This window comes from Nonomuraea sp. NPDC049309 (assembly GCF_043196965.1).
Lineage (GTDB): Bacteria > Actinomycetota > Actinomycetes > Streptosporangiales > Streptosporangiaceae > Nonomuraea > Nonomuraea fastidiosa.
Window position 1 is genome coordinate 264704 of record NZ_JBICSH010000007.1, and the last position, 21806, is coordinate 286509.

Sequence of the window (21806 nt, forward strand, 5' to 3'; positions counted from 1 at the left end):
TCCGGCGGGTCAGCGGTGCAGGTCACGGATGCCGGCGAGCAGGGATGTCGCCAGCTCCGGTAGGGAAACCAGGATATCCGGTAGGGACGGATCGGCTTGGTTATAGGTCAGCTCCGAGCCGTCGATGCGGCTGGCGTGAACTCCGGCGGCGAGCGCGACGGCGACCGGCGCCGCTGAGTCCCACTCGTACTGGCCGCCCGCGTGAACGTACGCCTCGGCCTCGCCGGTGAGCACCGCCGAGATCTTGGCCCCGGCCGAGCCGATCGGCACCAGGTCGGCGCCCACGAGGTAGGCCAGCTTCTGTACGAACTCCGGCGGCCTGCTGCGGCTCACCGCGATGCGAAAGCGCCCCTTGCCGTCGTAGGCGGGCGGCTTGGGCGGGTCGGCGGTCGTCAGCGTACGGCCCTGGGCCGGCAGCGCCACCGCCCCGGCGGTGAGCCGCCCGCGCTCCCACAGCGCCACGTGCACCGCCCAGTCGCTGCGCCCCTGCCCCTCGGGGGTCTGCTCGGAGAACTCCCGAGTGCCGTCGAGCGGGTCGATGATCCACACCCGCTCGGCGCTCAGCCTGCGCGGGTCGAGCCGCTCCTCGCGGGTGGCCTCCTCCGACAGCACGCTGTCGCTCGGGCGCAGCCGCGACAGGCTCTCCATGAGGAACAGGTGGGAGGATCGGTCGCCCTCGGCGCGCAGCGCGGCCGGGTCGTCGTATCCCAGCCGCTCACGAACCCTCAGCAGCCGCTGTCCCGCCTCGGTCGCCAGGTCTGCGGCGAGGGCGTGGTCGTCGCGAATCGTCATCAATAAGCTCCTTGCCCGCGGGCGACGGCCGACCAAGTCTTCCACAGGATCTGGAGGTCCAAAGTGAGGGACCAGTTCTCCACGTAACGTAGGTCGAGACGGACGGATTCCTCCCACGATAGGTCAGATCTGCCACTGACCTGCCATAGCCCGGTCAGCCCCGGGCGGACGAGGAGCCGTCTGCGCACATCGTCACCGTAACGCGCCACCTCTTCCGGCAGCGGCGGGCGCGGCCCGACGAGCGACATGTGTCCGAGCACGACGTTGATGAGCTGCGGCAGCTCATCGAGCGAATGGCGGCGCATGAACGCGCCGAGCGGTGTGACCCGCGGGTCGTTCCTGATCTTGAAGAGCACGCCGTCGCGGTCACTGACGAGCGTGACCTTCTGCTGCTCCGAGCCGCGCCGCATGGTGCGGAACTTCAGGATCGTGAAGAGCCTGCCGTCCCTGCCCACCCGGGTCTGGCGGAACAGCGCGGGTCCCGGGCTCGTCGCGCGCACGGCCACCGCGAGGCCGATCATGAGCGGCGCGAGCAGCACCAGCAGCGCGGCGGCCACCACGCGGTCGAAGACGTTCTTGACGAGCTGCCGCGCGCCGGCCAGCTCGGGGTGCTCGACGTGCAGCAGCGGCATGCCGGCGACCGGTCTGATCATGGTGCGCGGGCCCGCGACGTCCATCAGCGCGGGGGCGACCACCAGCTCGGTGAGCGTGCGCTCCAGCCGCCAGGCCAGCCGGCGCAGCGCCTGGCCGTCCATCTCGGGGCAGGCGAGCACGGCCACGGTGTCCGCGTCGTGCCGCTCGACGGCCAGCGGCACGTCGCCGAGGTCTCCTGCCACGGTCACGCCCGCGAGGCTCTGCCCTTCGTGCCCGCCCGGCAGGCAGGCGGCGACGACCTCCATGCCGTGGTGGCGTTCCCTGCGGAAGAGGCCGACCAGCTCGGCGACGGAGGCGGCGTGGCCGACGGCGATCACTCTCCGCATGCACTGGCCCGCGGCCCTGCGCCGGTGCAGGTTGCGGCGCAGCGCGTAGCGGAAGGCGAGGGTGAGGAGGGTGACCAGGGGCAGCGCGAGCACGACGTAGCCGCGGGCGACGTCGGTCTTGGTGAGGTAGGAGCAGATGGCGGTGGCCGCGGTGAGCGCCAGGCCGGCCTGGGCCACGCGGCGGAACTCCTCGGGGCCGTCGCCGAGCATGCGCGGCTCGTACGCGCGGTTGAGCGCCACCGCCCCGCACCACACGACCGGCAGCACGAGGCTGACCAGCAGGTACGGAAGGACGTAGGGGGTGGGCCAGCCGAACCTGACGGCGAACGCGGCGCAGGCGCCCGCGCCGGCCCCGCACAGATCGCCCAGCACGGCCTGCAGCCGATATGTGCGCATCCAGGAGCGCGTGCGCGGTGCTGCCTTCCCCCAGCAGCCCCCATGGCCGGTCCTCACGACCATGAGCCCCTCACCGCGCACGCGTGCCTCCAGGTGACCACTCCTGAACGGACAGTGACCGATCGTAGCCGCGCCGCGTCCCGGTATTCGGCGGAACGAAGCTATGCGGGGATCAGCGAGGAGGGCCGGATATGTGGAGATCAGCCCGGTGGAAGTCGTTCTGGGTCGCCTCAAGGCCGCGGGTCATCAGCGACTCGACCACGTCGGCGGCCCTGTCGATGAGGAACGGCAGGTCCTTGCGCTCGGCGGTGGCGAAGTCTCTGAGCACGTAGGAGGCGGGATCCATGCGGCCGGGCGGCCGCCCGATGCCGAAGCGGACCCGCAGGTAGTCGCGGGTGCCGAGGGCCTTGGAGATGGACTTGAGCCCGTTGTGGCCGTTGTCGCCGCCGCCCAGCTTGGCGCGCAGCGCGCCGTAGGGGACGTCGAGCTCGTCGTGCACGACGATGAGCCGCTCGGGGCCGATCTTGTAGAAGTCGCAGAGCGCCTTGACGGGCCCGCCGGACAGGTTCATGTACGTCAGGGGCTTGGCGAGCACGGCGGCCCGCGTCTCGCACACCGCGGCCCTGCTCTTGTGCGCCTTGAACCGCCCGCCCGCCCTGGCGGCCAGCTCATCGAGCACCATGAAGCCCGCGTTGTGCCGGTTGCCCGCGTATTCGGGCCCCGGGTTGCCCAACCCGGCGATCAGCCAGCGATCCATGAAGTCCCCTCATAGCGGAACGGGACGGCTCGAGTCCGGCCGCCCCGTTCACGAATGAACCCGTCGCTCACTCGGCGGCGGGAGCCTCCGCGGCCTCGCCCTCGCCCTCGGCGGCCTCCTCGCCCTCGGCGGGCGCCTCGACCGGCTTGGCGATGACCTGCAGCACGATGGTCTCGGCGTCGGCGGCCAGCGAGGTGCCCTGCGGCAGCTTGAGCTGGCCGGCGGTGATGGAGGTGCCGACCTCCAGGCCCTCGACGTCGACCTCGACGCCGGTCGGGATGTGGGTGGCCTCGGTCTCGACGGCGATGGTGGTCACCTGCTGCTCCAGCAGGCCGTCGGAGTGGACGTCGCCGACCGGGGTGACCGGGATCTCGACGGTGACCTTCTCGCCGCGGCGGACCAGCAGCAGGTCGACGTGCTCGACGAAGCCCTTGATCGGGTCGCGCTGGACGCCCTTGGGCAGCGCCAGCTCGTCGACGCCGTCGCCCTTGAGGTGGATCAGCACGTTGGGCGTGCGCAGGGCGAGCAGGACCTCGTGGCCGGGGAGCGTGAGGTGCTTGGGCTCGATGCCGTGCCCGTAGAGAACGGCGGGCACCTTGTCGGCGCGGCGGATCTTGCGAGCGGCGCCCTTGCCGAACGTGGTGCGCTGTTCGGCGGCGATACGTACTTCAGACACGACATCTCCTAGGGATGTAGATGTGGACGGTTCATCGCGCTCCCCCTCACCCGCCCTAGCGGAAGGCGTTACGAGCGCAACCTGTTCAGTCTAAGGGGCTCAGGTGTCTCCCTCGAACAGGCTCGTGACCGAGCCGTCCTGGAAGATCTCGGTGATCGCCCGCGCGATCAGCGGCGCGATCGACAGCACGGTGAGCTTGTCGAAGCGGCTCTCCTGCGTCAGCGGCAGCGTGTTGGTGACGATGACCTCGGAGATGCGGGAGTTCTTCAGCCGGTCGACGGCCGGGTCGGAGAAGACCGCGTGGGTGGCCGCCACGATGACGTTGGTGGCGCCCTGCTCGTAGAGGGCGTCGGCCGCCTTGCAGATGGTGCCGGCGGTGTCGATCATGTCGTCGATGAGCACGCAGGTGCGCCCGCGCACCTTGCCGACGACCTCGTTGACCTTCACCGAGTTGGCGACGTCGAGGTCGCGCCGCTTGTGGATGAACGCGAGCGGCGTGCCGAGCGTGTCGGCCCAGCGCTCCGACAGGCGCACGCGGCCGGTGTCGGGCGAGACGACGGTGGTGTTGGCGAGGTCGAGCTTGTTCTTGAGGTAGCTCTCCAGGACCGGCATGGCGAACAGGTGGTCGACCGGGCCGTCGAAGAAGCCCTGGATCTGCGAGGTGTGCAGGTCGATCGACATGAGCCGGTCGGCGCCCGCGGTCTTGAACAGGTCGGCGATGAGCCGGGCGGTGATGGGCTCGCGGCCGCGGCCCTTCTTGTCCTGCCTGGAGTAGCCGAAGAACGGCATGACCACGGTGATGCGCTTGGCGGATGCCCGCTTGAGCGCGTCGACCATGATCAGCTGTTCCATGATCCACTTGTTGATGGGCGTGGTGTGGCTCTGGATGACGAAGGCGTCACAGCCGCGCACGGACTCCAGGTAGCGGGCGTAGATCTCGCCGTTGGCGAAGTCGATGAGTTTGGTGGGGGTGAGGGAGACGCCGACGTGCTTGGCGACCTCCTCTGCCAGCTCGGGGTGTGCTCGCCCGGAGAAGAGCATGAGGTTCTTCTCCCCGGGCTGCTTCATGCTGGTCACTTCGTGCTCTCCTGCTGCTCTCGCTCGGCCAGCGCCCGCTGGGCGGCCGCCGCCGACTTCGTGCCCGCGCGCCTGCGCAAGACCCATTTCTCGATGTTGCGCTGCCGCGCACGCGCCACGCCGATGGCGCCGGGGGGTACGTCGTCGACGATGGTCGAGCCGGCCGCCGTGTAGGCGCCGTCGTGGACTGTCACCGGGGCGACGAGCATGGTGTCGCAACCGACGAAGGCGCCGTCGCCCACCGTGGTGCGGTGCTTTTCGACGCCGTCGTAGTTGACGAAGACCGTGGAGGCGCCGATGTTGGCGTCGTTGCCGATGGTGGCGTCCCCCGCGTAGGACAGGTGCGGCACCTTGGAGCGTTCGCCGACCTTGGTGTTCTTCATCTCGACGAAGGTGCCCGCCTTGGACTTGCGCCCGAGCACGGTGCCGGGGCGCAGGTAGGCGTAGGGGCCGACGCTGGCCTCCGGGCCGATCTCGGCGTGGTCGCAGACCGCGTTGCGCACCACCGCGCCCTCGCCGACGACGGTCGAGGTGAGCGTGGTGCCCGGCCCGACCTCGGCGCCGGTCTTGATGACGGTCTCGCCGTGAAGCTGGGTGCCGGGGTGCACGACCGCGTCGGGCTCGATGCGGACGCCGACGTCGATCCAGGTGCTGTCGGGGTCGATGATCGTGACGCCGGCGCGCATGTGCTGCTCCAGCAGGCGCCGGTTAAGGATCTTGCGGGCGGCGGCGAGCTGCACGCGGTCGTTGACGCCTTCGACCTCGACATGGTCGGCGGCGACGCACGCGCCCACCCGGTGGCCGTCGCGGCGCAGGATGGCGAGGACGTCGGTGAGGTACTCCTCGCCCTGGGCGTTGTCGGTGGAGACGCGCTTGACGGCGTCGGCGAGCAGCAGGCCGTCGAAGGCGTAGATGCCGGAGTTCATCTCCTTGATCGCGCGCTGCTCCGGAGTCGCGTCCTTCTCTTCGACGATCTCCAGGACGGCGCCGCTCTCGTCGCGGATGATCCGGCCGTATCCGGTCGGGTCGGGCACTTCGGCGGTCAGCACGGTGACCGCGTTGTTCTCGGCGGCGTGCCGGTCGAGCAGCCCGGCGAGGGTCTGGGTGCGCAGCAGCGGCACGTCGCCGTAGGTGACGAGGACGGTGCCGGAGATCGTGCCGATCTCTTCGAGCACCGTGCGCACGGCGTGGCCGGTGCCGCGCTGCTCGCGCTGGACGACGGTGCGCGCGTCGGGGCTGGTGGCGGCCAGGTGGCCGCCGACCCGCTCGAGCGCGTGGCCGATCACCACGATGAGCTGCTCGGGCTCAAGGTCGCGGGCGGCGGCGAGCATGTGGTCGACCAGCGCACGGCCGCACAGCTCGTGCAGGACTTTCGGGGTCTGGCTCTTCATCCGGGTGCCCTCGCCGGCGGCGAGGACGATGACGGCTGCCGGGCGCGGCACACTCACGGACTGAGGCTCCCTGTGACTGGACAGATCAGGGCATTCGGTACGACATCCGCACCGCTGCACATTGTGCAGCTACCCTCCCGACACCGTGAGGATACCTGGACTCCCCCCGAACTTTCCGCCGGGGGGAGCCCGTTAAGGCTCCCGGAAGAGGACTCGAACCCCTACAAAGTGGACCAAAACCACTTGTCCTGCCGATTAGACGATCCGGGACAGATCGGACACGTGATGTCCGGCACTCCCTACGATACCGACCTCGCACGCCGCCGCGCGCCCCTATTGCCGCTCATCCCCGCCCGCGCCCGCGCGGGCCTATAACAGACCTTCGCAAACCGCGCAAGCCACGATTCCCACGCCGATCGGTGGTCCCGCCGTCACGTTCTCGACATTCCGGGCTCGGCCCTTCCTTACCTACGCTGGCGTAGGTTACGGTTGCGTAGCCAGGACATTCACCTACATACCTCGCGGAGGACTGCCAATGACCGTTGTCGCCGAGCGTTCCACCCCTGCCCCCAAGCCGGACTTCGAACCGGAACCGAAGTCCCGATCCGAGCTCATCACCTTCGGGCTCGTGGTCACCCTGCCTCTCGTGGCGATCGCCGCGGCCGTACCGTTCGCATGGGGATGGGGACTCGGCTGGACGGACATCGCCATCGCCTTCGTCTTCTATGTGGTCTCCGGGCTCGGCGTCACCGTCGGCCTGCACCGCTACTTCACGCACGGCTCGTTCAAGGCCAAGCGGCCGCTGAAGATCGCCCTCGGCATCGCCGGCAGCCTCTCCCTGGAGATGTCGGTGCTCGACTGGGTGGCCACCCACCGCAAGCACCACAAGTTCTCCGACAAGGAGGGCGACCCGCACTCGCCGTGGCGCTTCGGCCCCGGCTTCAAGAACATGACCAAGGGCCTGCTCTACGCCCACATGGGCTGGCTGTTCGAAAGCGAGCGCACCAACAGGGAGAAGTACGCCCCCGACCTGTGCAAGGACGAGGACGTGCAGAAGCTGCACAAGTGGTTCCCCGCGCTCGCGCTCACCTCGATCCTGCTGCCCGGCGTGCTCGGCCTGCTGCTTACCTGGTCCTGGCAGGGCGCGCTGACCGCGCTGTTCTGGGGCTCGCTCGTCCGCATCGGGCTGCTGCACCACGTCACCTGGTCCATCAACTCGATCTGCCACGTCTTCGGCGAGGAGGCCTTCCAGGTCCGCGACAAGTCGCGCAACGTCTGGTGGCTCGCCATCCCGTCCTTCGGCGAGTCCTGGCACAACCTGCACCACAGCGACCCCACCTGCGCCCGTCACGGCGCGCTCAAGGGCCAGATCGACCTGAGCGCCGGCCTCATCCGGATCTTCGAGAAGCTCGGGTGGGTGTACGACGTCCGCTGGCCGACGCCCGAGCGTCTGGCGGCGAAGCGCATTGCCTGACGATCAGCCGGTGAGCGGCGGCCCCGCAACGGCCGTCATTATGGAAACCGTGACCGAACCCCGATCCCGCAGGCGTATGTCCGGTGCCGAGCGCAGAGAGCAGCTGATCCGCATCAGCCGCACGCTCTTCGCGGAAAAGGGGTTCGACGGGACCTCTATCGAAGAGATCGCAGCTACCGCACAGGTGTCGAAGCCGGTGGTGTACGAGCATTTCGGCGGCAAGGAAGGGCTGTACGCGGTCGTCGTCGACCGCGAGATGCAGAAGCTGCTCGGCATGATCACCGAGGCGCTGTCGGCCGCGCACTCCCTGGTGAAGCTGGAGCGGGCCGCGCTGGCCCTGCTCCGCTACATCGAGGAGAGCAGCGAGGGCTTCCGCATCCTGGTCCGCGACTCCCACGCCGCGTCGGGCACCGGCACGTTCGCCAGCCTGATCAGCGAGATCGCGAGCCAGGTCGAGGACGTGCTCGCCGACGAGTTCGCGGCCAGGGGCTACGACCCCAAGCTCGCCCCCATGTACGCCCAGATGCTGGTCGGCATGGTGGCGCTGACCGGGCAGTGGTGGCTCGACGTGCGCAAGCCGAGCCGCGAGGAGGTCGCGGCCCACCTGGTCAACCTGGCCTGGAACGGCCTGACCGCGCTCGACCCCAACCCGTCGCTGACGGTCTCGCTGCGCGACCGCGTCGCCCCGGCCAAGCCGCGCGCGGTCAGCGAGAAGGAACTGCGCGAGCTGGAGAAGGCACGTGAGAAGGAGCTCAAGGAGGCGGAGAAGGCCCGCCAGCGCGAGCTCAAGGAGGCGGAAAAAGCCCGTATACGCGAGCTGAAAGAGCGCGAACGCCTGCTGAAGGAGGCGGAGAAGGCCCGTGAACGGGAGGAGAAGCTCCGCCAGCGCGAGGCTCGCCTGGCCGAGCGCGCCGCCCGCCTCGAGCAGGTAGATCATCCCGAGTGACCCTTGAACGGCGCGGTCCCGCGGAGTGACGATGAGGTTGAGCAGGGCTGACCTTCCATGGTGAGCCGTTGCGGCGACGTTAACGTGCTGTTCAACCGAACGGGGCACCATACGCCATATGTCTGCGGAACCGTTCCCGTCCGCCTCCGACCTGCCCCTTCCGCAGGAGCGGTTCCTCAACCGCGAGGAAAGCTGGCTCCAGTTCAACGAGCGGGTGCTGGAACTGGCCGAGGACCCCTCCCTGCCCCTGCTCGAACGCGTACGCTTCCTGGCGATCTTCGCCAGCAACCTCGATGAGTTCTTCCGCGTCCGGGTGGCCGGGCTGAAGCGGCGGATGGCGACCGGACTGCTGCTGCGCACCAAGAGCGGGCTCAAACCGCAGGAAGAGCTGGTCAGGATCGCCGCCGTGGCCGACGAGCTGGCCAGGCGGCACGCCGCCGCCTTCCACGAGCGGATCAGCCCCCAGCTCGCCGATGCGGGCATCGAGATCGTGCGCTGGGACGACCTGAGCCGCGAAGAGCGCACCGAGCTGCGCAGGCTGTTCAAAGAGCGCATCAGGCCCGTGCTCACGCCGCTGGCCGTGGACCCCGCGCACCCGTTCCCCTACATCTCCGGGCTGAGCCTCAACCTCGCCGTCCTGGTGCGCAACCCCGCGACGGGCCACACCGTGTTCGCCCGCGTCAAGGTGCCCTCGCAGCTGCCGAGGTTCGTCCAGGCGTCCAAAGACCGTTTCGTGCCACTCGAAGACGTCATCGCCGCCCACCTCGGGCAGCTCTTCCGCGGCATGGAGATCCTGCAGCACCACGCCTTCCGCGTCACCAGGAACGAGGACCTCGACGTCGACGAGGACGTCACGGAGAACCTCATGCAGGCCCTGGAGAAGGAGCTGCTCAAGCGGCGGTTCGGGCCGCCCGTGCGGCTGGAGGTCGAGGAGAGCATCACGCCGGAGGTGCTGGCCCCGCTCGTGGAGGAGCTCGAACTCGACCCGTACGAGATCTACCGCCTGCCCGGCCCGCTCGACCTGTCGGGCCTCCACGCGATCGCCGATCTCGACCGCGGCGAGCTGAGCTACCGCCCGTTCGTGCCCGCCGAGGTGATCAACGCCGAGGACGACATCTTCTCGGTGCTGCGCGAGCGCGACGTGCTGCTGCACCACCCGTACGACTCCTTCAGCACCAGCGTGCAGCGCTTCATCGAGGACGCCGCCGCCGACCCGAGAGTGCTCGCGATCAAGCAGACCCTCTACCGCACCAGCGGCGACTCCCCCATCGTCAACGCCCTCATCGACGCCGCCGAGGCGGGCAAGCAGGTCGTGGTGGTCGTCGAGATCAAGGCCCGGTTCGACGAGCACGCCAACATCTCCTGGGCGCGCAAGCTCGAACGCGCCGGCTGCCACGTCGTCTACGGCGTGGTCGGCCTGAAGACCCACTGCAAGCTGGCCCTCGTCGTACGTCAGGAGCCGTCCGGCGAGCTGCGCCGCTACTGCCACATCGGCACCGGCAACTACAACCCCAAGACCGCCCGCCAGTACGAGGACTTCGGCCTGCTCACCGCGGACCCGCTGGTCGGCGAGGACGTCACGGACCTGTTCATCCACCTGACCGGCTACTCCCACCACTCGGCCTACCGGCGGCTGCTCGTCGCGCCCCACTCCCTGCGCAGCGGCCTGGTGGCGCGCATCGAGCGGGAGATCGCCCACCAGCGGGCCGGCCGCCCCGCGCGGATCAGGATCAAGACCAACGCGCTGGTGGACGAGCCGATCATCGACGCCCTCTACCGGGCCTCCAGGGCCGGCGTGCCGGTGGACCTCTGGGTACGCGGCGTCTGCACCCTGCGCCCCGGCATCCCCGACCTGTCGGAGAACATCCGGGTCCGCTCCATCCTGGGGCGCTTCCTTGAGCACTCGCGCGTCTACGAGTTCGGGCTCGGCCGCCGCCCCGAGGTGTGGATCGGCAGCGCCGACCTCATGCGCCGCAACCTGGACCGCCGCGTCGAGGCCCTGGTCAAGGTGACCTCGCAGAAGCACAAGGCGTACCTCATCGAGCTGATGAACCGGGCCATGGACGACGCCACCGGCACCTGGTGGCTCAACTCCGACGGCACCTGGACCCGCCACCCCGGCGAGGACCTGCAAAGCCACCTGATCAGCACCCGCCGCTGGAGGACCGTTGACAACTGACGAGCCCATCAGGGCCGCCGGCGCCGTGATCGTGCGCGGCTCGGGCGACGACGCCGAGGTTGCCGTCATCTACCGTCCCCGCTACGACGACTGGACGTTCCCCAAAGGCAAGCTGGAGCCTGGCGAGCACGTCGTCGCCGCCGCCGTACGCGAGGTGCGCGAGGAGACCGGCCTCACCGTCACGCTCGGCCGGCCGCTGCCGACCGTCTTCTACCGCCCCGGAGGGCGGCTCAAGCGGGTCGACTACTGGGTGGCCCGGGTGGCCGCCGACGCCGGGTTCACGCCGGGCGACGAGGTGGGCGAGCTGCGCTGGGTGCCGATCGGCGAGGCGGAGCGGCTGCTGTCGTACAGCTGGGACACGCCGCTGCTGCCGGCCCTCGCCGACGCGCCGCTCGACACCACGCCGCTCGTCCTCGTACGGCACGCCTCCGCGGGCTCCAGGGACGAGTGGGAGGGCGACGACGACGCCCGGCCGCTCGACCGGCACGGCCTCGCCCAGGCGGGGGTGCTCTCCGCCGTCCTGCCCGCCTGGCGGCCCGGCCGGCTGCTGTCGTCGCCGAGCGTCCGCTGCGTGCAGACGCTGGAGCCGTACGCGCGGATCTCCGGGCTCGAGATCGGGGTCGATCCGCTGCTCAGCGAGGAGGGCCAGGACCCGCGCAAGACCCCCGCCCTGGTGTCCTCGCTGTCCGGGCCCGCCGCCGTGTGCAGCCACCGCAAGGTGCTGCCCGGCCTCATCCAGGCGCTGGCCGGGGAGGACGTCCGGCTGCGCAAGGGCGGCTTCGCCGTGCTGCACCGGGCGGACGGGCGGGTCGTCGCCGTGGAGCAGCACGCGACCTGACGGCGGGCGCCCGGCGACGGGCCGGGCCGTGGTGGTGCGCCCTCGGGTGAGGAGCCGGACCTGCCTCCGGTCACAGCACGGCCTCGACCGCCTTGCGGGTCTTCTTCCACACCTTGGGGAAGCCGGCGTGCGCGCGTTCCGCGGCGGCGCGTTCGAGGCCGATGAGCAGGCCGTAGGTGAAGGTGTCCGCACCCGCCTCGCGGGCGCTCGCCGCCTCCCTGGCCAGCAGCTCCTGCGCGACCACGCCGTCCTGGTACGCGCCCAGCGCCTCCTGGATGTCCTCCGCCGCCCCGGCCAGCGCGCCCATGTCGTCGCCGAGGCTCGGCCGGAGCGCTTCGGCGGTGTAGCGGGCGCGCTTGGCCGCCTTGCGCACGTCGTGCAAGGCGATCCCGCGGCGCTCCGGGTCGTCGATGGCCTGCGCGCGCTCGTAGGCGGCGATCACCCGCTCCCAGCCGGCCCTGGCGAGGTCGCGCAGCGTCTCCTGCGCGGGCTTGGCCGCCGCCTTGCCCAGCTCGGGGGCGGCGATCAGGGTGTCCAGAGCGTCGAGGAGGCGGTAGTAGCGCTCGCCGCTCAGCTCCTCCTTGATCCGCTCGTACGCGTGCCGCTCGCGTTCCAGCAGGCCGGCGCCCAGCCGGGTCGCGACGTCGCCGACGACCAGCTCGGGCTCCAGCCCCTCCAGCGCCCTGGCGAACCTGACCCTGATCACCTCGAGGTCGCGGGCCTCGCCGAGCACGTTGCCGAGCCGGCGCAGCTCGTCCTGCAGCCCGCGCGTGCCGGTCACGACGGTCTTGAACGCCTTGAGCGCGCTGCGCAGCCTGCGGGCGGCCACCCGCATCTGGTGCACGGCGTCCTCCTCGGCGCGCCGCACCCTCGGGTCCTGCGCCAGCAGGGCCTGCACCTGCTCGGCCAGGTACGCCATCACGACATCGCCCGCGCTGCCCGGCTTCGTGGCGGCCACGGGCGGCGGCGCGGGTTCGAGGAGCTTGGCGAGCTTGTTGCCCGCCTGCGACGGCACGGCTCCGGCCGCGCGCAGCCGCTTGCCGACCCTCGTCAGCAGCTTCCTGGTGCCGCCTTCGAGCAGCTCGGCCTCCACCTCGCGCCAGCGCACCACCCTCGGCTCGCCGCCGAGCACGGTGCCTTTGACCCGGTCGTCGGCGATCTCCGCCAGCCCCGTGCCGTCGGCGCTCAGCACGGTGACGCTCCTGCGGGTCTCCAGCTCGGCCACGGCCACCAGCTCGGCGCCGCGGGTGTAGGCGCGGACCAGCTCGGCCAGCTCGGCGGGAACGCTCTTGGTGCTGCGGGTGAGCGGGTGGGTGATCTCCTGGCGTACGCCCTTGGCCCTGGGCAGTTTGAGGTGCCAGCCGGGGTCGTCGCCGCCGCGCCGCCTCCTGAGCGTCACACCGCGCGCGGCCAGGCGCAGATCGGGGGTGTCGTAGTACAGGGCCACGAGCCGGTGGCTCTTCGGCCCGGTCACCTCGGCCAGGCCACTGAGGTCCGGGAGCTCGAAGTCCGCCTGGACGTCGTACTTGTCCTCGATCTCGATGCCCACCGCGCCTCGCAAAAGTCCTGGTCCGGACCATGATGCCACCCGGACGGGCGCGTCAGAAGGCGGGCCGTTCCCGGACGGCCACGAACACGCGCCTGTTTCTGGACGACCTTCTCGACGACCGGGAAGGCGCTCCTACTTCTGAACGACCACGAAGATCCTCCGGAACGGGAAGGGCGTCCCGTAGCTCCTCGCCGGATACGCCTCGGCGAGCAGCTTGCCCAGATCGTGCTTGAACCGCCGCTGGTCGTCCTCGTCGAGCCGGTCGAAGATCGGGCGCAGCGCCGTGCCGGAGACCCATTCGAGCACCGGGTTCTCGCCCTGAAGGATGTGGATGTACGTGGTCTCCCAGGCGTCGACCTGCGAGCCGCCCTGGTTGAGCAGGTCGACGTACTCCAGGGGCTCGCTCACCGGCTTGCCCCGCGTGTAGCCGCCGAGCTTGTCGGACCAGGCGCGGGAGTTGCACAGCTCGCGGATGGCCACGTGGCTGGGCGCGTCGAAGTTGCCCGGCACCTGGAAGGCCAGCCAGCCGCCCGGGGCCAGCTCCTCCATCCAGTGCTCCAGCACGGAGTGGTGGTCGGGCACCCACTGCAGCAACGCGTTCGAGATGAGCACGTCGACGGGCCGGTCAGGACGCCAGGTGGCGGCGTCGGCGACCTGGAACCTGACCTGCGACTGCAGCCTCCTGGCCTTGCCGATCATCGCCGGGGAGGAGTCGAAGCCCTCGATCGTCGCGTTGGGCCAGCGATTGGCCAGCTCGACGGTGAGGTCACCGCTGCCGCAGCCCATGTCCACGACATAGTCGGGCTCTACCGCCCCCACTCTCGAGATGAGCTCGATGAACGGCCGCGACCGCTCGTCCGCGTAGATGGCGTACGTGACCGGGTCCCAAATATCTCTCGACATGAAGATAATGGATATCGAGAGAGATATCTCGATGTCAAGACAGTACACTTGTGTGTCATGACGGAAGATGCTAGGGACGAGGTCGATCGCCTCGTCGCGGCTTGGCGGACGGAGCGCCCCGATCTCGACGTCGAGCCGCTCCAGGTGCTCTCTAGGGTGTCACGACTGGCCAAGCATCTCGACCGTGCACGGCGCGCGGCGTTCGCCGAGCACGATCTGGAGCCGTGGGAGTTCGACGTGCTGACGGCGCTGCGCCGGGCCGGCAAGCCCTACGAGCTCAGCCCCGGCGCCCTGCTCAGGGCCACGCTGGTGACCTCCGGCACCATGACCAACCGCATCGACCGCCTCGCCCAGGCCGGGCTCGTCCGCCGGCGGCCCGACCCCGAAGACCGGCGTGGCGTGCTCGTCTCCCTCACCGAGACGGGACTGCAGCGGGTGGACGCGGCCTTCGCCGACCTCCTGCGGAGGGAGCGGGAGCTGCTGTCCGGCCTCGGACCCGACGACCAGCGCACCCTCGCCGGCCTCCTCCGCACCCTCCTCACCCCCTTCGACTCCCCTCTCTGACCCCGCACTCCACCCGCCCCGCACTCCGCCTCTGACCCCGCACTCCGGGCGAAGCTCCCGCTTGCGACCCGCCCCGCACAGAACCGGCGGGCTCCGATCGCCCGCCGGCTCGGCGAGCGCACCCGACGAGCCCGCCGACACCGCCCCTCCCATCCGACACCGCCCTATCCCGACACCGCCCCGCCCATCCGACACCGCCTCCCGCAGACACCGCCTCCCGCAGACACCGCCTCCCCGCCGGAAACGACGATGGCCCCGATCCGGCGTGGGATCGGGGCCATCGCGCTGATCGCCCGGCATTCGTGTCACCCGGCATGCGTGAGCGCCGCCGGCACCCGCCGAGGCGCTCTCAGACGGCGCCGGCGGGCCTGTCCGGAGAGGCGGTCACTCGCCCAGGCGGTCGGCGACTTCGAGCCACTCGGCCTCGATCGCGTCCTTCTGGGCCGTGATCTCGCGGAGCTGCGCGTCGAGTTCGCCCAGCTTGGCGTAGTCGCTGGCCGCCTCCGCCATGGCCGCATGCAGCTTGGCCTCCTGGTCGCTCAACTTGTCGAGCTGGCGTTCCAGGCGGTTGAGCTCCTTGCGAAGCTCGCGCTCCTCCTTGGCCGAGAGCCCGCTCGGCGCGCTGGACGGGCTCGGCTGCGCGGCGGCAGGCTCGGACGCGGCGGGCGCGGCCCCCACCCCGAGGCGGGCGGTCACGGCCGTACCGGCGGCGCGGCGTTCGAGATACTCGTCCACCCCGCCCGGCAGCAGCGACAGCTTGCCGTCACCCAGCAGCGCCACGCACTTGTCGGTGACCCGCTCCAGGAAGTAGCGGTCGTGGCTCACCAGGACCAGCGTGCCCGGCCACCCGTCCAGCAGGTCTTCGAGCTCGTTGAGCGTCTCGATGTCGAGGTCGTTGGTGGGCTCGTCGAGCAGCAGCACGTTGGGGTCGTCCATGAGCAGCCGCAGCAACTGCAGCCGCCGCCGCTCACCGCCGGACAGATCGCCGACCACCTTCCACTGCGCCTCGCCACGGAAGCCGAGGCGTTCGAGCAGCTGGGAGGCGGTCCACTCGCGCTTGCCGACCTTGAGGTACTTGCGGACCTCCTCCACCGACTCCAGCACCCGCCGCGTCGGGTCGAGCTCGCCCAGCTCCTGCGACAGGTGGGCAAGACGTACGGTCTTACCCCTGATCACCCGCCCCGAGTCGGGCTCGATCGTGCCGGCGAGCAGGCGCAGCACCGACGACTTGCCCGACCCGTTCACCCCGATCAGACCGATGCGGTCACCGGGGCCGAACTGGTACGTGAGGCGGTCGAGCACCAGCGGACCGGTGCCGGGGCCACCGGCGTGGAGCGTGACGTCTTCGAGGTCGTACACCGTCTTGCCGAGCCGGGCCGCGGCGAAGCGCATCAGCTCGACGGTCTCGCGGGGCGGCGGCTCGTTCGCGATCAGCGCCTGAGCGGCCTCGACGCGGAACTTCGGCTTGGACGTACGGGCGGGCGGGCCGCGCCGCAGCCAGGCGATCTCTTTGCGCATGAGGTTCTGGCGGCGCTCCTCGGCGGCCTGGGCGATGCGGGCCCGCTCGGCCTTCGCCAGGACGTACGCCGCGTAGCCGCCCTCGTAGCGCTCCACCCGGCCGTCCACGACCTCCCACGTACGGGTCGAGACCGCGTCGAGGAACCACCGGTCGTGCGTGACGACCACCAGCGCGCTCTTGCGGCCCGCGAGGTGCCCGGCCAGCCACGCGATGGCCTCGATATCGAGGTGGTTGGTGGGCTCGTCCAGCATGATCAGGTCGTGGTCGTCGATGAGCAGCTTGGCCAGCGCCGTACGCCGGCGCTCACCGCCCGACAGGTCGCCCGCCTTGCCGTCGAGGTCGAGGTCGCCGATCAGGTTGGCGAGGATGTCGCGTACGCGCTGGTCGCCCGCCCACTCGTGCTCCGCCAGCCCGCCGAGCACCGTCTCGCGCACGGTGAGCGTGTGGTCGAGGGTGTCCTGCTGCGTCAGGAACCCCACCCGCAGGCCACGGCTGTGGGTGACGCGGCCGCTGTCGGGACGTAGCGTGCCCGCGAGCACGGACAGCAGCGTCGTCTTGCCGCCTCCGTTACGCCCGACGACACCGATGCGGTCGCCTTCCTCGACGCCGAGGGAGACGTCGGTGAGGAGCGGCTTGGGGCCGTAGGCGTGGGAGACCGACTCGAGATTGACCAGATTCATGGCCTTCCCAGGGTATCGGCTCCCCACGTACCGCCCGCCCGCGTCGGCACCGCCGATGGCGCACCTGGGAGCCCGCGAGAACCCACTTGACGACCACTCTCGGAAACCCTCTCGACCACGCACCCCGAAACCTGAACGCGCCTCACCCACCTCGGACCCTGAGCACGCCCCACCCACCAACCCCGAAGCCTGAGCGCGTCCCGCCGACCAACCCCGGAACCTGAACACGCCCCGCCCGCCACCCCCGGAGCCTGAGCACGCCCCACCCACCAACCCCGGAACCTGAGCGCGTCCCGCCGACCGACCCCGGAACCTGAACACGCCGCACCCGCCAACCCCGGAGCCTGGGCACGCCCGCCCGCCAACCCCGGAACCTGGGGAGTCTCGCCCGACTTCTCAAAAGTCGAAGACGACTTCTCGACAGCCCGAATTCTTGGAAGCCGAAGGTGACGAGGCTCAGATCACGGTGGCGCCCTGGACCGGGCCGTGGGCGGCGACGGCCGTGTGGGCGGCGCCCGTGGCGGTGAGGCTTTCGGCCAGGTCGCGGGCGTGGGTGGCGTCGATGGCGAGGAACGCGCAGGTCGGCCCCGACCCGGAGACGATCGCGCCGAGCGCGCCGTGCTGGCGGCCGAGTTCGAGGGTCGGGCCAAGCTCGGGGCGGAGGTTGAGCGCGGCGGGCTGAAGGTCGTTGCTGAGGTGGGCGCCGAGCGCGTACGCGTCGCCGGTGCCGAGCGCCTCCATCAGGGAGTCGTTGAGCGTCGGCCACGGCACCTCGGCGTTGGACTCCGCCCGGAGACGGTCGCACTCGGCGTACACCGTGGCCGTCGAAAGCCCGCCGTCGGCCAGGGCGAACACCCAGTGGAACGTGCCCCCGGTGGGCAGCTCGGTCAGTTGCTCGCCGCGCCCGGTGCCGACCGCCGTACCACCGATGAGCGAGAACGGAACGTCGCTGCCCAGGTCGCCGGCGATCTCCATGAGATCGTCCATGGGCAGCCCGAGACCCCACAGCTCGTTGCAGGCCACGAGCGCGCCGGCCGCGTCGGCGCTGCCGCCCGCCATGCCGCCCGCGACCGGGATGCTCTTGTGGATGATCAGCTCGGCGCCGTAGCTCCGCCCGGCGTGCTTGGCGAGAGCGCGAGCGGCCCGGATGGCGAGGTTGCTGTCGTCGATCGGCACCTGGTCGGACCACTTCCCGTTCACCTGAACGGTGATCCCCTCGGACTCCTTCGCCACCACCTCATCGAAGATCGACACGGCGTGGAAGACGTTGACCAGGTCGTGGTAGCCATCTTCCCTGAGCGGGCCGACAGAAAGCTGCACGTTGACCTTCGCGGGCACACGTACGGTCACCGAACTCATCGATCTTCTGCCACTCTCACTACTTGCCGGGGTCAAGGACACTCGATGTTATCGGGGCGCGGAGCCCTGACATGCGGTTCTCGAAATATGACGCCGAGGTCTCTCGACTCCTCACCACGGAGAGTCAAGTTGGTCACCAATTACCCCGAACCTCCGTGATGACAGCGCGTGAACCCCTCCGACGACTTATGCGCAGAAACGAGAACTCCGCGCGATTTGCCGCGCTATCCGCACACCCACACGAAGCCCCGAACGCATAAGCCCCGCCCCACAGGCACACACCGCCCCGACACCTCACTCAGGCGAACACAGACACCCGCCACGGCACTTCGCGCAGGCCGAACACACACAACCGCCGCGACACCTCACACGGGCCGAACACGCACCCCCGCCGCAGCACCTCCTCCAGGCCGAACACACACTCGCCACGGCACCCCGCGCAGACCGAACACAAACTTGCCGCGACTCCCCGCACGGGCTGCCAAGCACAGCCGCCCAAGCGTGCGTCCTTGCCCGCCCCGGCATCCTCGCCCAGCCCACAGCGCCTCCTACAGGCCCGCTAGCAAGCCTCAGCCACCCACGCACCACTCACACACGCCGGACCCGCACGCACGACAGACCCACACGCCACCCCACGCACGCCAGATCCACACGCCAACTCACGCACGCCGGACCCGCACCACTCACCCGCGCCGGACACCTACACCCGCCCCGACGGGGCCTACAAGCCAGGTGCCCTCCCACCCGCACCGCGTCATCAGGCGCGGAGCAGCACGCACCCACCCCAGCCGCCCCACCACCAGCGCCACCCAGGTCACGAAGCCCAGCACCCCGACCGCCCCACGCCAGCACACCGCACCACCAGATCACGAAGCCGCACCCACCCGCCCACGCCGCACTCCGAGCCACCCCACCACCGCCACCACCATCGCGAACGCCACCGACACGGACACCGACACCGACCACGTCGTCGCGGTGGAGGTTGGACAGGGACGAAACCCGGACCCGGACACGGACAGGAGCAGGGGCAAGGGCTGTTACCAAGGGGATGTCGATGACGCCCCCTTCCTGCTCGATGATGTCCTTCCTGATGAAAAGGGGTGAACGACATGGTGACAGTGGTCGAGGTGCCGCAGTGGCGAGGATCGGGCTCGCGTACCGCCGAACGCCTGAAGGAAGGAGCGCGGCTGCTGGCCGACATGGTGGTCGCCGAGAGCCGGGTACGGGTCGCCGTCGAGGACGATCTCGTGACCACGGCGTCGCGGGTGCGGGCCGCGATTGAGCAAACGTCCGACGGCTTCGTGGTCACCGCGGGCGGGGACTGCGGTGTCGAGCTGCAGCCGATCGCGGCGGCGCGGAGGCGGTACGGGGACCGGCTGGTCGTCATCTGATTCGACGCCCACGGCGACTTGAACACACCCGCCACCTCGCCCTCGGGTGCTACCACGGCATGGTCCTGCGCGCCCTCACCGGGGACGGCCCCACGGGCCTGGTGGCCGGAGAGCCGCTGACGTCGCGGCAGATCGTCCTGGCCGGCGTACGCGACCTGGACGCCGGGGAGAAGGAGTTCATCGACAGCGCGGAGGTGCCGCTCCTTGCACCGGGCGCGGCCCCGGAGGCTCTGATCAAGGCGATCGAGTCCCGCCGCGAAGAGGGCGTGTCATCCTCGGGAACGGACGCGGGCACCGCAACAAGCCCTCCCCGGGAGGCAGCGGCGGCACCGGACGACGACACCGTCGTCTACATACACATCGACTTCGACGTGCTGGACCCGCAGATCTTCGCCAGCGTGGGATCGCCCGCGCCCGACGGACTGCGCCCCGAAGACCTGCTGTCGCTGGTGCGCGCCGTGGGTGAGCGGTTCAAGGTGGTCGGGCTCGGACTCACGGAGTACGAGCCGTCCCGCGAGGAAGACCAGAAACTGCTGTCTCCCCTGGTGGGCGACCTGGTGCAGGCATGCACCGGCTGAGCTCGCCACCGCCTGGCGCACACCGCCGTCATGACGCTCGGGCAGCGGCGATGACCTCGTAGCCGGTCAAACCTGCCCCGTCCCGGCCGACACCATCGTGCGCCGACCAGGCAGTGACGCTGATGCCAGAGCCGACAGGGCTACGGCTGTCTTGCCCCGCTCCCACCGACACCGCCGTTGCAACGGCCCCACAGCGCACTGCTCCCGGAGCCGGCAGAGCTACGGCTGAGCCCCCGCCCCGCTCCCGCCGACGCCATCGTTGCAGGGCCAGGTAGCGACGCTGCTCCCGGAGCCGGCAGAGCTACGGCTGAGCCCCCGCCCCGCTCCACCACCACCACTGCAGCAGCCCCGCAGCGGGACTACCCCCGGAGCCGACAGGGCCACAGCTGAGCCAGCCCCGCTCCACCACCGCCACCACTGCAACAGTCCCGCAGCAGCACTACCCCCGGAGCCAGCGAGCTACGGCGGCTCAGGCCGCTGCGGGGTTACGTCCCGGCGAGTGATGTAGAACCGGGCCTCCGATCACGCTCGGTGCAGCCTCGGCGCGAGCGGAGCCGCGACCGGGCGCCAAGGAACCGTACATCGGAGGTCTGCGCTCTGGCTCGGTGTCCCGCAACCACCACCGCCCGCTCCGCCGCCCCGCATGCCCGGAACCTGCCGCAGGACCGTGCCCGAGCGCCGGAATCCAGCCGGCACGCAAAGCACTCGCGGGCTCGACAGCACACCGGGAAGAGCGTCGAGCGCGCCGGGCGAGCCGAGGTGAGGCGGCCGTCTGGCCCGCCGACCGGTCTCGGGACCGTGAAGGCGGTCGTCAGGCCCGCCGACCCGGTTCCAGGACCGTGAAAGCGGCCATCACACCCGCCGACCCGGTTCCAGGACCGTGAAAGCGGCCATCACACCCGCCGACCCGGTTCCGGGCCGGGGCCGGAACGTTGCCGGCAGGATGGGCCGCGCACGTCCCGCCCTGTCCGCACATCGAAGGTCGGACGTCGGAGCTTGGAGGGCATGCGAGGGCCGGAGGGGTGGCGCGGACGCTGCGTAGTCGGGACGCCTGTGGGGGCGACACGAACGCCGCACAATCAGACACCCGCAGGGGCAACACGAACGCCGCGCAGTCGAGACACCCGCGGGGGCGGCTGGAATCCTCAGCCTGGGCGGACGGCTCCTCGGAACGAGGAGCGGTAGTAGGGGATGTTGAGGAAGCTTGTCGTTCTGACCACGTCGCCGGTCTTGGGGGCGTGGATCATGAGGCCGTGGCCGAGATAGAGGGCGACGTGGGTGGGCGCGCCGGTGCCGCCGCCGAAGAAGAGCAGGTCGCCGGTGCGGCGGGCCGAGAGCGGGATGCGGCGGCCTTGGCGGAATTGGGCTCCCGTGTAATGACTCAGCCGTACGCCGGCTTTGGACCAGGCGTAGAGGGTCAGGCCGCTGCAGTCGAAGCCCCTGGTTCTCGCGCCTCTGCCGATGCCGAACGTGGGGCCCTTGGGTGAGCCTCCGCCCCAAGAGAAGGCGACGCCCAGCTGGGTGAGGGCGGCTGCGGCGGCGATCTGTCCCTTCGTCAGGGCCTTCTTCTTGCGGGCGGCTTCGGCGGGGGTGGCCGTGGCGGTGAGGAGAGTTACGACGAACGCGACGAGCAGGGCGGGGCGGAGGGTGAACCCGAGGAAGAAGGAGTTCTTGGTCATGGGTGCCTCCCAGGTTGAACGGGGGTGGGAGGCCAGGATCCGGTGCCGGGCGGGGGCGGGATGGGGCCGAACGCGGTT

18 protein-coding genes and 1 tRNA gene are annotated in these 21806 nt (G+C 70.4%); 7 read left to right on the forward strand and 12 right to left on the reverse strand.

Features of this window, described 5'->3' with window-relative positions:
* Nucleotides 1-9: 9 nt before the first annotated feature.
* The 7 genes from ACGFIM_RS35580 to ACGFIM_RS35610 all read right to left on the reverse strand — a co-directional run bounded on the left by ACGFIM_RS35580 (nt 10) and on the right by ACGFIM_RS35610 (nt 6339).
* Nucleotides 10-792 carry a 3'(2'),5'-bisphosphate nucleotidase CysQ gene (locus tag ACGFIM_RS35580; RefSeq protein ID WP_393209957.1) on the reverse strand — a complete coding sequence of 261 codons (783 nt, stop codon included), beginning with the start codon at nt 790-792 and terminating at the stop codon, nt 10-12.
* Nucleotides 792-2231, reverse strand: a complete 1440-nt coding sequence (locus tag ACGFIM_RS35585) for a sugar transferase (protein ID WP_393209960.1) — start codon at nt 2229-2231, stop codon at nt 792-794. Before ACGFIM_RS35585 ends, ACGFIM_RS35580 begins: the two co-directional genes overlap by 1 nt.
* A 109-nt stretch (nt 2232-2340) precedes the next feature.
* On the reverse strand, nt 2341-2925 hold the full coding sequence (gene pth / locus ACGFIM_RS35590) for an aminoacyl-tRNA hydrolase (RefSeq protein WP_393209963.1): 585 nt from the start codon (nt 2923-2925) through the stop codon (nt 2341-2343).
* Between the two features lie 67 nt (nt 2926-2992).
* Nucleotides 2993-3601 carry a 50S ribosomal protein L25/general stress protein Ctc gene (locus ACGFIM_RS35595; RefSeq protein ID WP_364069607.1) on the reverse strand — a complete coding sequence of 203 codons (609 nt, stop codon included), beginning with the start codon at nt 3599-3601 and terminating at the stop codon, nt 2993-2995.
* A gap of 99 nt (nt 3602-3700) precedes the next feature.
* Nucleotides 3701-4669, reverse strand: coding sequence for a ribose-phosphate diphosphokinase (locus tag ACGFIM_RS35600; protein WP_378790147.1), 969 nt, complete (start codon nt 4667-4669; stop codon nt 3701-3703).
* 5 nt (nt 4670-4674) lie between these two features.
* Complete coding sequence (gene glmU / locus ACGFIM_RS35605) at nt 4675-6126, reverse strand: bifunctional UDP-N-acetylglucosamine diphosphorylase/glucosamine-1-phosphate N-acetyltransferase GlmU (protein WP_364069603.1); 1452 nt, start codon at nt 6124-6126, stop codon at nt 4675-4677.
* A 141-nt stretch (nt 6127-6267) separates the two neighbouring features.
* A tRNA-Gln gene (locus ACGFIM_RS35610) sits at nt 6268-6339 on the reverse strand.
* Between the two features lie 265 nt (nt 6340-6604).
* On the opposite strand from ACGFIM_RS35610, the gene ACGFIM_RS35615 reads away from it, so the two are divergent.
* The 4 genes from ACGFIM_RS35615 (at nt 6605) to ACGFIM_RS35630 (ending at nt 11506) form a co-directional block, all read left to right on the forward strand.
* Complete coding sequence (locus ACGFIM_RS35615; RefSeq protein WP_393209967.1) at nt 6605-7543, forward strand: acyl-CoA desaturase; 939 nt, start codon at nt 6605-6607, stop codon at nt 7541-7543.
* Nucleotides 7544-7583: 40 nt separating this feature from the next.
* Nucleotides 7584-8489 (forward strand): TetR family transcriptional regulator, encoded by a 906-nt coding sequence (locus ACGFIM_RS35620; protein WP_393209970.1) that lies wholly within the window; start codon nt 7584-7586, stop codon nt 8487-8489.
* A 118-nt stretch (nt 8490-8607) separates the two neighbouring features.
* Nucleotides 8608-10668 carry an RNA degradosome polyphosphate kinase gene (locus ACGFIM_RS35625; protein ID WP_393209973.1) on the forward strand — a complete coding sequence of 687 codons (2061 nt, stop codon included), beginning with the start codon at nt 8608-8610 and terminating at the stop codon, nt 10666-10668.
* Nucleotides 10658-11506 (forward strand): NUDIX domain-containing protein, encoded by an 849-nt coding sequence (locus ACGFIM_RS35630; RefSeq protein ID WP_393209976.1) that lies wholly within the window; start codon nt 10658-10660, stop codon nt 11504-11506. Before ACGFIM_RS35625 ends, ACGFIM_RS35630 begins: the two co-directional genes overlap by 11 nt.
* A gap of 70 nt (nt 11507-11576) precedes the next feature.
* On the opposite strand, the gene ACGFIM_RS35635 is transcribed toward ACGFIM_RS35630, so the two are convergent.
* Nucleotides 11577-13055 (reverse strand): CHAD domain-containing protein, encoded by a 1479-nt coding sequence (locus tag ACGFIM_RS35635; RefSeq protein WP_393209979.1) that lies wholly within the window; start codon nt 13053-13055, stop codon nt 11577-11579.
* Between the two features lie 132 nt (nt 13056-13187).
* Nucleotides 13188-13958, reverse strand: coding sequence for a trans-aconitate 2-methyltransferase (locus ACGFIM_RS35640; protein ID WP_393209981.1), 771 nt, complete (start codon nt 13956-13958; stop codon nt 13188-13190).
* Between the two features lie 57 nt (nt 13959-14015).
* Here ACGFIM_RS35640 and ACGFIM_RS35645 point away from each other — a divergent pair, with 57 nt between their 5' ends.
* Nucleotides 14016-14522: a MarR family winged helix-turn-helix transcriptional regulator gene (locus ACGFIM_RS35645; RefSeq protein WP_393209983.1), complete on the forward strand. Its 507-nt coding sequence runs from the start codon at nt 14016-14018 to the stop codon at nt 14520-14522.
* 384 nt (nt 14523-14906) lie between these two features.
* Here ACGFIM_RS35645 and ACGFIM_RS35650 read toward each other — a convergent pair whose 3' ends face one another.
* Both ACGFIM_RS35650 and ACGFIM_RS35655 read right to left on the reverse strand, forming a co-directional pair.
* Nucleotides 14907-16721, reverse strand: coding sequence for an ABC-F family ATP-binding cassette domain-containing protein (locus tag ACGFIM_RS35650; protein WP_393209985.1), 1815 nt, complete (start codon nt 16719-16721; stop codon nt 14907-14909).
* Between the two features lie 456 nt (nt 16722-17177).
* A complete protein-coding gene (locus ACGFIM_RS35655; protein WP_393209988.1) occupies nt 17178-18080 on the reverse strand; it encodes a 4-(cytidine 5'-diphospho)-2-C-methyl-D-erythritol kinase in 903 nt (300 codons plus the stop codon).
* A gap of 1109 nt (nt 18081-19189) precedes the next feature.
* Between ACGFIM_RS35655 and ACGFIM_RS35660 the strand changes: the two genes are divergently transcribed.
* Both ACGFIM_RS35660 and ACGFIM_RS35665 read left to right on the forward strand, forming a co-directional pair.
* Nucleotides 19190-19471 carry a hypothetical protein gene (locus ACGFIM_RS35660; RefSeq protein ID WP_393209991.1) on the forward strand — a complete coding sequence of 94 codons (282 nt, stop codon included), beginning with the start codon at nt 19190-19192 and terminating at the stop codon, nt 19469-19471.
* Between the two features lie 59 nt (nt 19472-19530).
* Complete coding sequence (locus ACGFIM_RS35665) at nt 19531-20049, forward strand: arginase family protein (RefSeq protein WP_393209994.1); 519 nt, start codon at nt 19531-19533, stop codon at nt 20047-20049.
* A gap of 1145 nt (nt 20050-21194) precedes the next feature.
* On the opposite strand, the gene ACGFIM_RS35670 is transcribed toward ACGFIM_RS35665, so the two are convergent.
* Nucleotides 21195-21728, reverse strand: coding sequence for an NlpC/P60 family protein (locus ACGFIM_RS35670; RefSeq protein WP_393209997.1), 534 nt, complete (start codon nt 21726-21728; stop codon nt 21195-21197).
* Nucleotides 21729-21806: the final 78 nt, after the last annotated feature.

Bases quoted from the DNA above. Each gene is read 5' to 3' on its own strand.
- ACGFIM_RS35580 (WP_393209957.1), bottom strand. From the start codon at position 792: ATGACGATTCGCGACGACCACGCCCTCGCCGCAGACCTGGCGACCGAG.
- ACGFIM_RS35585 (WP_393209960.1), bottom strand. From the start codon at position 2,231: ATGGTCGTGAGGACCGGCCATGGGGGCTGCTGGGGGAAGGCAGCACCG.
- pth (WP_393209963.1), bottom strand. From the start codon at position 2,925: ATGGATCGCTGGCTGATCGCCGGGTTGGGCAACCCGGGGCCCGAATAC.
- ACGFIM_RS35600 (WP_378790147.1), bottom strand. From the start codon at position 4,669: ATGAAGCAGCCCGGGGAGAAGAACCTCATGCTCTTCTCCGGGCGAGCA.
- ACGFIM_RS35615 (WP_393209967.1), top strand. From the start codon at position 6,605: ATGACCGTTGTCGCCGAGCGTTCCACCCCTGCCCCCAAGCCGGACTTC.
- ACGFIM_RS35620 (WP_393209970.1), top strand. From the start codon at position 7,584: ATGGAAACCGTGACCGAACCCCGATCCCGCAGGCGTATGTCCGGTGCC.
- ACGFIM_RS35625 (WP_393209973.1), top strand. From the start codon at position 8,608: ATGTCTGCGGAACCGTTCCCGTCCGCCTCCGACCTGCCCCTTCCGCAG.
- ACGFIM_RS35640 (WP_393209981.1), bottom strand. From the start codon at position 13,958: ATGTCGAGAGATATTTGGGACCCGGTCACGTACGCCATCTACGCGGAC.
- ACGFIM_RS35645 (WP_393209983.1), top strand. From the start codon at position 14,016: ATGACGGAAGATGCTAGGGACGAGGTCGATCGCCTCGTCGCGGCTTGG.
- ACGFIM_RS35650 (WP_393209985.1), bottom strand. From the start codon at position 16,721: ATGAATCTGGTCAATCTCGAGTCGGTCTCCCACGCCTACGGCCCCAAG.
- ACGFIM_RS35655 (WP_393209988.1), bottom strand. From the start codon at position 18,080: ATGAGTTCGGTGACCGTACGTGTGCCCGCGAAGGTCAACGTGCAGCTT.
- ACGFIM_RS35660 (WP_393209991.1), top strand. From the start codon at position 19,190: ATGGTGACAGTGGTCGAGGTGCCGCAGTGGCGAGGATCGGGCTCGCGT.
- ACGFIM_RS35665 (WP_393209994.1), top strand. From the start codon at position 19,531: ATGGTCCTGCGCGCCCTCACCGGGGACGGCCCCACGGGCCTGGTGGCC.
- ACGFIM_RS35670 (WP_393209997.1), bottom strand. From the start codon at position 21,728: ATGACCAAGAACTCCTTCTTCCTCGGGTTCACCCTCCGCCCCGCCCTG.